The organism is Buchnera sp. (in: enterobacteria) (assembly GCF_056343165.1).
Genome location: NZ_JBWHTS010000001.1, coordinates 88,776 through 99,469, shown reverse-complemented (window position 1 = coordinate 99,469; position 10,694 = coordinate 88,776). Strand labels below are relative to the sequence as shown.

The 10,694-nt window shown below is 25.8% G+C and carries 9 protein-coding genes and 1 tRNA gene; 5 read left to right on the top strand and 5 right to left on the bottom strand.

What is annotated here, in order from left to right; all coding sequences use genetic code 11:
- Window positions 1-376 precede the first annotated feature (376 nt).
- Together ACTP5B_RS00590 and der are read left to right on the top strand one after the other, a co-directional pair.
- Window positions 377-952 (top strand): YfgM family protein, encoded by a 576-nt coding sequence (locus ACTP5B_RS00590; protein ID WP_464829085.1) that lies wholly within the window; start codon window positions 377-379, stop codon window positions 950-952.
- A 79-nt stretch (window positions 953-1,031) separates the two neighbouring features.
- Window positions 1,032-2,390 carry a ribosome biogenesis GTPase Der gene (der, locus tag ACTP5B_RS00585; RefSeq protein ID WP_464829083.1) on the top strand — a complete coding sequence of 453 codons (1,359 nt, stop codon included), beginning with the start codon at window positions 1,032-1,034 and terminating at the stop codon, window positions 2,388-2,390.
- Here der and fdx read toward each other — a convergent pair.
- From fdx to ACTP5B_RS00560, 5 genes are all read right to left on the bottom strand, one after another.
- Window positions 2,387-2,722 (bottom strand): ISC system 2Fe-2S type ferredoxin, encoded by a 336-nt coding sequence (gene fdx, locus ACTP5B_RS00580; protein ID WP_464829082.1) that lies wholly within the window; start codon window positions 2,720-2,722, stop codon window positions 2,387-2,389. The two genes, der and fdx, sit on opposite strands and share 4 nt — an antisense overlap.
- The gene (gene hscA, locus ACTP5B_RS00575) at window positions 2,722-4,557 is read right to left on the bottom strand and encodes a Fe-S protein assembly chaperone HscA (RefSeq protein ID WP_464829080.1); all 1,836 of its coding nucleotides are present in this window, start codon (window positions 4,555-4,557) and stop codon (window positions 2,722-2,724) included. Before hscA ends, fdx begins: the two co-directional genes overlap by 1 nt.
- 11 nt (window positions 4,558-4,568) lie before the next feature.
- Window positions 4,569-5,093 (bottom strand): Fe-S protein assembly co-chaperone HscB, encoded by a 525-nt coding sequence (gene hscB, locus ACTP5B_RS00570; protein ID WP_464829078.1) that lies wholly within the window; start codon window positions 5,091-5,093, stop codon window positions 4,569-4,571.
- A gap of 98 nt (window positions 5,094-5,191) precedes the next feature.
- The gene (gene iscU / locus ACTP5B_RS00565; protein WP_464829076.1) at window positions 5,192-5,572 is read right to left on the bottom strand and encodes a Fe-S cluster assembly scaffold IscU; all 381 of its coding nucleotides are present in this window, start codon (window positions 5,570-5,572) and stop codon (window positions 5,192-5,194) included.
- Window positions 5,573-5,601: 29 nt separating this feature from the next.
- Window positions 5,602-6,816 (bottom strand): IscS subfamily cysteine desulfurase, encoded by a 1,215-nt coding sequence (locus ACTP5B_RS00560; RefSeq protein WP_464829074.1) that lies wholly within the window; start codon window positions 6,814-6,816, stop codon window positions 5,602-5,604.
- Between the two features lie 174 nt (window positions 6,817-6,990).
- Here ACTP5B_RS00560 and ACTP5B_RS00555 point away from each other — a divergent pair.
- The 3 genes from ACTP5B_RS00555 to ilvC all read left to right on the top strand — a co-directional run bounded on the left by ACTP5B_RS00555 (window position 6,991) and on the right by ilvC (window position 10,657).
- Window positions 6,991-7,067: transfer RNA gene (locus ACTP5B_RS00555), tRNA-Trp, on the top strand.
- Window positions 7,068-7,283: 216 nt separating this feature from the next.
- Window positions 7,284-9,137, top strand: coding sequence for a dihydroxy-acid dehydratase (gene ilvD / locus ACTP5B_RS00550; protein ID WP_464829073.1), 1,854 nt, complete (start codon window positions 7,284-7,286; stop codon window positions 9,135-9,137).
- Window positions 9,138-9,184: 47 nt separating this feature from the next.
- Complete coding sequence (ilvC, locus tag ACTP5B_RS00545; RefSeq protein ID WP_464829071.1) at window positions 9,185-10,657, top strand: ketol-acid reductoisomerase; 1,473 nt, start codon at window positions 9,185-9,187, stop codon at window positions 10,655-10,657.
- Window positions 10,658-10,694: the final 37 nt, after the last annotated feature.

Here is a 10,694-nt window from a genome sequence, read left to right as displayed (position 1 = left end):
CTAAATTCAAAAGATAAAAAAACATTTAAAGATCTAAATTCAAAAGATAAAAAAACATTTAAAGATCTAAATTCAAAAGATAAAAAAATTAATTAATTATTATTATTATTATTAGAAAAGATAAAATCTGTGGATAAGTAGTCTGAAGCATTGATTATAAAAGAACTTATTCTGTTAATTAACTGTGTATAATCGGTGATTTTCATGCTAATAACTTTTTTTATATGTTATTTTTTTGACTAAAATAAAATAAATATTTATTATTATATAATTCTTATTGCATTCAACAATTAAAAATTGTTTATTAGAAAAAATTGATTTTTAAATGTAATTATTTCATTTAAAACAAATTATTCAAAATTAATAAGAGACAAAAATGTTTAATATATCGAAAAAAAATATTATTTTTTTTATTTTATTTTTTCTTTTTATAAGTTTTTTTTTGTTTTATTGGAAATACCCTTTTATTATTCATGAGAAAAATTTAGAACTATTAAAATACGAAGAAATTGTAAAAAAAATAAATAGTAAAAAACCCAAAAATTTAAATGAAGTAGAAAATTTTATCATTCAAAATGATAGTATTTATGGAACCCTAACTGCTTTATCTTTAGCAAAAAAATACGTATTACAAAACAATCTTGATAAAGCGTTTATTCAATTAAAAAATAGTTTAAAGTACACGCAAGAAGAAAATTTAAAAAACATTTTAAAGTTAAATATGGCAAAAATAAAAATACAAAAAAATAAAAACCAAGAAGCTTTAGATATTCTTAAAACCATTCAAAATAATAATTGGGATAATATAATTGAAAATATAAAAGGCGATATTTTTTTTAATAAAAACAATAAAAAAGAAGCAAGAAAACATTGGGAAAAAAGCTTTTTAACTGAAGATTCTAATGCATCTAAAGAAATTATTAAAATGAAAATTAATGAATCAAAAGAATAAAATAAACTTAATAAATAAAATAGATGCAAAATATAAAAAAATAATAAAATATCTATTAAAATAAGAGCGTGTATTTAAAATGATACCTATCATTGTATTGATCGGACGTACCAACGTAGGAAAATCTACTTTATTTAATGTTTTAACAAAAACTAGAAATGCATTAGTAGATAATTATCCAGGAATTACTAGAGATAGACAATATGGATACTGTGAATTACAATTAAACCAAAAAATTATTTTAATTGATACAGCAGGTCTAGATATGCAATCAAATGAAATAGAAAAAAAAGCATATAAACAAACATTAATAGCTATAAAAGAATCACACTTAATTTTGTTTCTAGTAGATGCCCGCGATGGATTGATACCGCAAGAGTATGAAATTTCTAAAAAAATAAGAACATATCAAAAAAAAACTATTTTGATCATTAATAAAATCGATGGTATTAATGAAACTGACAAAATAAATGAATTTTATTCTTTAGGATTTGAAAAAATACAAAAAATTTCCGCTAGTCATAATCGAGGAATTAATACTCTAATCACTAAACACTTAATCCCCTGGATAAATATAAAATTTAAAGAAACAATAAATAAATTAGATGAAAATACCGATTATGAAAAATTAGCAATAAAAGTAGCTTTTATTGGCCGACCTAATGTTGGTAAATCGACTTTAATAAATGGAATTTTAAAAGAAAAAAGAATGATTACATCTGATATTCCCGGTACAACATTAGATAGTATATCCACGAATATTCAATATAATCATAAAAATTACATATTAATCGATACTGCAGGAACATCTAAAAAAAATAAAAATATTAATTCTTTTGAAAAATTTTCAATAATTAAAACATTACAAACTATTGAAAAAGCCAATATTATACTACTAATAATAGATGCAAATATTCAAGTATGTCATCAAGACTTATCATTATCTGAATTTATTGTTAATGCTGGAAAAGGAATCGTTATAGTTGTGAATAAATGTGATTTATTAGATAAAACAGAACTAAAAAAAATTAAAGACATAACTAAAGATAAATTAAAATTTATTAATTTTTCAAGAATACATTTTGTATCAGCATTATATAAAAAAGGAATATTTCAATTATTTAAATCCATTAATGAATCTCATGAAACATCTAAAAAAAAGATTAGCACATCAACACTTACAAAAACTATGCATGTAGCAGTTAAAAAACATCAACCCCCGATCATAAAAGGACGTCGAATAAAATTAAAATACGCACATCTGGGAAGTTCTAATCCACCTAAAATCATTGTACACGGTAATCAAGTCAAACATCTACCTTCACCTTATAAACGATATTTAAAGAATTTCTTTCATAAAATTCTAAAAATAAAAGGCACCCCTATTCAAATAGATTTTAAAGATAATACAAATCCTTATGTAAAAAATAAAGATTAATATTCCGTAGTATAATTTACGTGATACAAAGGGATTTCTACTTCAATATCAAATTTTCCTATAATAGCTTGGCAACTCAAACGACTTTCAGATTCGAGACCCCAAGCTTTATCTAAAATGTCTTCTTCTTTTTCAGACCATCCTGAAAGAGAAAAAAATCCTTTTCTAATAATACAATGACAAGTGCTACAAGCACATGATTGTTCACATGCGTGCTCCAATTGAATTTTATTTCGTAGTGCAACAGTTAATATTGTTTCTCCTTCTACTGCTTTAAATTCACCACCCTGTGGTAACATAATTTTATGAGGTAAAAATAAAACTTTAGGCATTATATATTCTCTTTTAAAATATTTTTAATCGAAGAGGAATTAATAGCAGATTTAAGCTGTAATGAAAAAAAATTTTTACTTGCTTCGTCTAATTTTTTTAAATTATTTTTCATCGAAAAAAAATCATCGTCTTCAATAGATTTTTCTAATTTTTTTTGTATATATTTTATTTTTCTTAATTCTTGTTTAGTAATTAGTTTTTTATATTTTTTCAAAGATGTATTTAAAATATCTAAAATACGGATAGATTCAATTTTTTTTTCTTCCTTTATTCTAAAATAATAATCATCCTTAGAATATTTTAAAGAATCTTCTAGTATTTCAGGAATATTGATATTTTTTAATATGATATTATTATCAATTGTGATTTTTTTTTCTTTATTACTATATTTTTCTAAAATTTTAACATCAATTAATCCATCTGTATCAACTTGAAATGTCACTAAAATTCTAACTAATCCGGCTTTTTGTGGTTTAATACCTCTTAAAACAAAACTAGATAATGAAATGCAATCTTTTACTAATTCTCTTTCTCCTTGTACAATATGTATCAAAATTGATGTCTGATTGTCTTTATATGTTGTAAATTCTTTGGTTTTTGAAATAGGGAGGGGTGTATTTCGAAAAATAATTTTTTCAACAAAACCACCCATAACTTCAATACCTAATGATAATGGTATTACATCTAATAATATTATTTTATTTTTAGCATTATTGTTATTAACTAGCATATTAAGATGCATAGCTGCACCCATTGCTACAACTTGATCAGGATTAATAGAATTCAATGGAGTTCTTTTAAAAAATTTTGAAACTTCGGCATAAACTAATGGAACACGAGTAGAACCTCCTACCATTATTACTTCTTCGATTTCATCAATTGACAAATTAATTTCTTTAAGAAGATGAGCACAAATAAATAAAGTTTTTTTAACAAAATCAATAATAATCAAATTAAATTCATCAAGAGTAATATAACCTTCCCAATTTAAAAAATGAACTTTAACTTTTTTATGTCTTGTTAATTTTATTTTTGTTGACTTTGCAATGTGGAGCAAATATGTTTGAAGAAATTCATTACATGTATTTAATATATTCGATTTTTTATAGATATAATTCGCTAGAGCATCATCAAAATCATCACCACCTAAGTTAGAATCTCCACTAGTGGCTAAAACTTCAAATATTCCCTTATTATTTAAATTTAATATAGAAACATCAAATGTACCTCCACCCAGATCATATATAACGATAATGCCTTTTTTTTGTATTTGCAAACTATATGCTATAGCTGCTGATGTGGGTTCATTTAATAGTCTTATTAAATTAATTTTAGCTAAAATAGCTGCTTTTTTAGTTTCTTTTTTCTGAATATCATTAAAATATGCTGGAACTGTAATAATACTTCCGTCTATTTCTTGATTGAATAAAAAAATAGCTCTTTTTTTCAAATGTTTTAATATATCGCTAGCAACATCAATCGGAGTAATACAACCAGCATCTGTGTGAAAAAAAATTCCTTGGTTTGAATTTTTCCCTATGAAATATGGGAGAACAGGAAATTTATTTTTAATAAAATTAAGAGAACGACCTAATAAACGTTTTACAGAACTAATTGTATTAGATGGATCTTTAGCAATATTGTTTAAAGCTTCCCAGCCTACTAATATTTTATCTTTTTTATATTGAACAACTGATGGCAATAAATAACGTTTTTTTTTATCTGATAATAAAATTACATTTTCTTGTCTGACTGTAGCAGCTAATGAATAAGTAGTACCAAGATCAATACCTAGTAACAATTTTTTTTTATATTTTTGTTCTAAAAAAATCATCTAAAATTATCCTAATTTATCTGACTTAAATATACATCATGTTCTTTTATTAAATTATCTTCTATTTTTTTGAAAAAAAGTAACTTCGCAATTATTTGAATAACTTTTTCATATTTTTCATTTTTAAAATTTATTTTAATTTTATTTTGACAATCCATAATTTTTTCTTCTATTTTTTTTTTAAAAATATCTAGTTTTTTTAATTCAAAGTTATTTTTTTTTAAATCATCTAATTCCTCATATAAAGAAAAATATTTTATTAAAAAATTATTATTTTTCAATAAAAGAGTTTCTTTTTTTATTTTAAAACCATTTAAATGCAGAAAATATATTGCTCTGCTCAAAAAATTTTTTAAGGTTTTATAACCTTTATTAATTTTTATTGATTTTTCTAAAATGATTTTTTTTTTAGATTCAGATTGATTTATAAACAAATCAGGATGAAATTGTAATTGTAATTTATAAAAATTTTTAGAAAGCAACTGTTCATTAATTTGAAAATTTTCTGGTAAATCAAACAGTTTAAAATAATTCATAAAGTGCCTATTTAACAATTAATAAATATGAAACGTACTCTAAAAATAGAATGTTGAAAGAAAATATTCTTTCAACACTAGATAATCATCTAATTAATCTAAATTTTTTTACTTTTATAATCAGCAATAGCTGCTCTAATGGCATCTTCTGCTAAAATAGAGCAATGAATCTTCACTGGAGGAAGTTCTAATTCTTCTACTATTTTAGTATTTTTTATTGATTCTGCTTCTTTTATAGATTTACCTTTAACCCATTCAGTGACTAATGAACTAGATGCTATCGCAGAACCGCAACCATATGTTTTAAAACATGCGTCTTCAATGATACCTTTTTCGTTAACTTTAATTTGTAGTTTCATTACATCACCACAAGCAGGGGCACCTACTAATCCACTTCCTACATTAATATCAGAACTAGAAAAAGATCCAACGTTTCGTGGATTTTCATAATGATCCATTACTTTTTTACTATAAGCCATTTTAAATTCCTTTCTAATAATCTATATTATTAACTATGATCCCATTCTATACTATTTAAATCAACTCCTGATTTAAACATCTCCCATAAAGGAGAGAGTTCACGTAATTTATTAATAGATTGATGAATTAATTTTATTGTGTGTATAATTTCTTCTTCTGTAGTAAATCTTCCAATTGAAAAACGAATAGAACTATGAGCTAATTCATCTTTTATTCCTAAAGATTTTAAAACATAAGAAGGCTCTAAACTAGCAGAAGTACAAGCAGAACCAGAAGAAATAGCTAAATCTTTAAGAGCCATAATTAATGATTCACCCTCAACATAATTAAAACTAACATTTAATATATGAGGTACCCCTTGTTGTAAATCACTATTTAAATAGACCTCTTCAATATTTTTAATACCATTCCAAAGAGAATTTCTTAGTTTTGTTAAATGTACAAAATCTTCATTTATTTTTCTTTTAGCTAAAGAAAATGCTTCACCCATTCCTACAATTTGATGAACAGGAAGTGTTCCTGAACGCATACCTCTCTCATGACCACCACCATGTATTAAAGCTGATAATCGAATACGCGGTTTACGACGAACATAAAGCCCCCCAATACCTTTGGGACCATAAACTTTATGGGCAGAAAAAGACATTAAATCTATAGATAATTTTTTTAAATTAATAGGTATTTTACCTACGCTTTGAGTGGCATCTACATGAAAAAAAACACCATTATTTCGACAAATTTTTGATATACTATTAATATCTTGTATGATTCCAATTTCATTATTTACATGCATGATGGAAACAAGTATAGTGTCTTTTTTTATATTTTTTTTTAAATCATTTAAATCAATAATACCGTTATTTTTAGGAGTAAGATAAGTTAAAATAAAACCTTTACTTTCCAAGTATCTGCAAGTGTCTAAAACAGATTTATGTTCTGTTTTACTAGTAATAATATGCTTACCTTTTTTTTGATAAAAAGAAGCTATACCTTTTATTGCTAAATTATTAGATTCAGTAGCACCAGAAGTAAAAACAATTTCCCGAGAATCAGATCCGATTAATTCAGATATTTGATTACGTGCAATATCAACTACCTCTTCTGCATTCCAACCAAATTTATGAGAACGTGATGCTGAATTCCCAAAAATTCCATCAATTGTTAAATAATTCATCATTTTTTTTGCAACTTCAAATTCAACAGGTGTAGTGGCCGCATAATCTAAATAAATAGGAGTTTTCATAATAAATTTTCACCTTCAAATAACATTACCTTCAAATAACATGCCAGGAAATATATTCTATCATTTTCATAAAACTTTAGAAAATTAATAAAACCCAATTTTTTAAAATATAAAAAATACAATGCTAGACTTTTCTTTCTATTAAGATTATACTATATAATAATGTTTAGTATTAGGGGTGTAGTTCAATTTGGTAGAGCATCGGTCTCCAAAACCGAAAGTTGTAGGTTCAAGTCCTTCCACCCCTGCCAAAATTACCAATTCAAAAATTTTTAATAATTTTTTTAAAAAATCAACATAAAAAATATATTAATATAATTTCGACTACTGTATAAAAATACAATTCTTGCTTTTTTCTTGAAAACTTTCTAACAAAATATACATTTCCAATAAAAATTTTTCGTTATAACAAAATAATTTATCTTAAATAATTCTTTTAAAAATTTTTATTTTTGGAGTCATCTAAAATGCCTAAATATCGTTCTCTCACAACTACTCAAGGTAAAAATATGTCTGGAGCAAGGTCATTATGGCGAGCTACAGGCATGACAGATGAAGATTTTAAAAAACCTATCATTGCAGTAGTTAACTCTTTTTCTGAATTTGTTCCTGGGCATATTCACTTACGTGAAGTTGGTAAGATTATTTCAAAAGAAATTCAAAATTCAGGGGGTGTTGCAAAAGAATTTAACACTATAGCAATAGATGATGGAATAGCCATGGGTCATTCTGGAATGTTATATTCTTTACCATCGCGTGAATTGATTTCGGATTCTATTGAATATGTAATTAACGCACATTGTGCTGATGCGATGATTTGCATTTCTAATTGTGATAAAATAACTCCAGGAATGCTCATGGCCTCATTACGTTTAAATATACCATCAGTCTTTGTCTCTGGTGGCCCTATGGAAGCAGGAAAAATCAAAAGAAACAAAAAAACAATAAAAATTGATTTAGTTGATGCGATTATTTATGGCGGTCAATCAAATACATCAAATGATTTTCTGAAAAACATTGAACTTTCAGCTTGCCCTACCTGTGGTTCTTGTTCAGGCATGTTTACAGCTAATTCCATGAATTGTTTAACAGAAGCAATGGGTTTATCTTTACCGGGTAATGGCACATTATTAGCAACTCATATTGAACGTAAAAATTTATTTATAAAATCAGCTCAAACTATAGTTCAGATAACCAAAGAATTCTATGAAAAAAATAATGAAAAGATTTTACCAAGGAATATTGCTAATAAAGAATCATTTGAAAATGCAATGATATTAGATATTGCAATGGGAGGTTCAACAAATACTATTCTGCATTTATTAGCAGCCGCTCAAGAAGCTAAAGTTGATTTTAAAATGTCTCATATTAACAAACTATCTAAAAAAACACCTCATATTTGTAAAGTTTCACCAAGTACTTCAGTATATCATGTAGAAGATGTTCATCGTGCAGGTGGTGTCATGAGCATTTTATCTGAATTAAATCGTTCTAACTTACTACATAAAAATACAAGAAATATATTACAGCTAAATTTAGAAGAAACATTAAATCAATATGACATTTTATTAACAAAAAATTCAGATATAATTGATATGTTTAGAGCAGGACCTGGCGGAATTCGCACAAAAAAAGCATATTCTCAAAATTTTAGATGGGAAACATTAGATTACGATCGTAAAGAAGGTTGTATCCGTTCTTGTCGATACGCCTATAGTAAGGATGGAGGATTAGCTGTTTTATATGGAAATTTAGCAAAGAATGGTTGTATAATAAAAACTGCTGGAATAGATCAAAAAAACTATATTTTTTCTGGAATTGCTAAAGTATATGAAAGTCAAGAAGAAGCAGTCAAGGCTATTTTAAATAAAAAAATAATTCCAGGTGATATTGTTGTTATTCGTTATGAAGGTCCTAAAGGAGGACCAGGCATGCAAGAAATGTTATATCCAACTACATATTTAAAATCGATGAATTTAGATAAAAAATGCGCATTAATTACTGATGGTAGATTTTCAGGAGGTACATCTGGAATATCTATTGGACATATTTCACCTGAAGCTGCAAATAAAGGCATAATTGCTTTAGTAAAAAATGGTGATATCATTAATATTAATATTCCTCAAAGAATTATTCACTTAGACATCACAGAAAAAGAATTATCTAATCGTATTTTGAACGAAGAATTAAAAGGACCGTTGGCTTATAAACCCAATAATCGTAAAAGATATATTTCTTCTGCTTTAAAAACATATGCTTTCTTTTGTACCAGCGCTGATAAAGGAGCGGTTAGAGACTATAAAAAAATATCTAACATTTAGATAATAGCATGAAATTAAAAAATTTTTAAAAATACAAGGATTTGATTATGAATTATTTTAACACATTAAGTTTTACACAAAAAATTAATCAACTAAATAAATGTCGTTTTATGAAAAAAAATGAATTTATCAAAAAAAATGATATTTTAAAAAATAAAAATATAGTTATTGTTGGCTGTGGTGCTCAAGGTTTAAATCAAGGGTTGAATATGCGAGACGCAGGATTAAAAATTTCGTATGCGCTAAAAAAAAATAGTATTTTAAAAAAAAATCAATCCTGGATAAATGCCGTTCAAAATAATTTTAAAGTAGATGATTATGAATCATTAATACCAGATGCTGATTTAGTAATTAATTTAACTCCTGATAAACAACATCATAATGTTTTAAAAGATCTCAAGAAATTAATGAAAAAAAATTCTTGTTTAGGCTATTCACATGGTTTTAATATTGTAGAATTTGGAGAAAAAATAAGAGAAGACATTACTGTTATCATGGTTGCTCCAAAATGTCCTGGAACAGAAGTTCGAGAAGAATATAAAAGAGGATTTGGAGTACCTACATTAATTGCAGTTCATCATGAAAACGATATAAATAAAATCGGATTAGAAATTGCAAAAGCGTGGGCTTTTTCTATTGGAGGACATCGTGCAGGCGTTCTAGAATCGTCATTTGTAGCTGAAGTTAAATCAGATTTAATGGGTGAACAAACAATTTTGTGTGGAATGCTTCAAACTGCTTCCTTATTATGTTATGAAAAATTAATTACAGAGCAATATAATCCAGCATATGCGGCGAAATTAATACAATATGGATGGGAAACTATTACAGAATCACTGAAGCATGGCGGAATTACTTTAATGATGGATCGATTATCTAATACATCAAAAATAAGAGCTTATAAAATTTGTGAAGAAATTAAAGAAATATTATCACCGTTATTTCAAAAACATATGGATGATATTATTTCAGGGAAATTTTCTAATGAAATGATGAAGGACTGGGAAAATAATGATAAAAAACTATTGAATTGGCGATTTAATACAAAAAATACATCTTTTGAAAAGGCTCCTTTGTATGATGGTAAAATACCAGAACAAGAATATTACGATCATGGAACGTTAATGGTTGCAATATTAAAATCTGGTATTGAGCTGGCTTTTGAAAAAATGATTCAAACAGGTATTATAGAAGAATCAGCTTATTATGAATCATTACATGAGTTGCCATTAATTGCTAATACTATTGCAAGAAAAAAACTGTATGAAATGAACAAAGTCATTTCAGACACTGCCGAATATGGCAGTTATCTTTTTTCTGAATCTGCATATCCTATTCTAAAAAAATTCATACTAAGTCTTCAAAAAAACGATCTTGGTTGTTCATTACCTGATAAATCAATAGATAATATTGAATTATATAAAATAAATCAAAAAATAGAGAGTCATCCAGTAGAAATTGTTGGACGCAAACTAAGAAGGTATATGAAAAAAATGAAAACTATTACAGTTGCAAAATAAAAAATAAAACACATATTGTTCTTACTTTTATAAATTC

Bases quoted from the DNA above. Each gene is read 5' to 3' on its own strand.
- ACTP5B_RS00590 (WP_464829085.1), top strand. From the start codon at position 377: ATGTTTAATATATCGAAAAAAAATATTATTTTTTTTATTTTATTTTTT.
- der (WP_464829083.1), top strand. From the start codon at position 1,032: ATGATACCTATCATTGTATTGATCGGACGTACCAACGTAGGAAAATCT.
- fdx (WP_464829082.1), bottom strand. From the start codon at position 2,722: ATGCCTAAAGTTTTATTTTTACCTCATAAAATTATGTTACCACAGGGT.
- hscA (WP_464829080.1), bottom strand. From the start codon at position 4,557: ATGATTTTTTTAGAACAAAAATATAAAAAAAAATTGTTACTAGGTATT.
- hscB (WP_464829078.1), bottom strand. From the start codon at position 5,093: ATGAATTATTTTAAACTGTTTGATTTACCAGAAAATTTTCAAATTAAT.
- iscU (WP_464829076.1), bottom strand. From the start codon at position 5,572: ATGGCTTATAGTAAAAAAGTAATGGATCATTATGAAAATCCACGAAAC.
- ACTP5B_RS00560 (WP_464829074.1), bottom strand. From the start codon at position 6,816: ATGAAAACTCCTATTTATTTAGATTATGCGGCCACTACACCTGTTGAA.
- ilvD (WP_464829073.1), top strand. From the start codon at position 7,284: ATGCCTAAATATCGTTCTCTCACAACTACTCAAGGTAAAAATATGTCT.
- ilvC (WP_464829071.1), top strand. From the start codon at position 9,185: ATGAATTATTTTAACACATTAAGTTTTACACAAAAAATTAATCAACTA.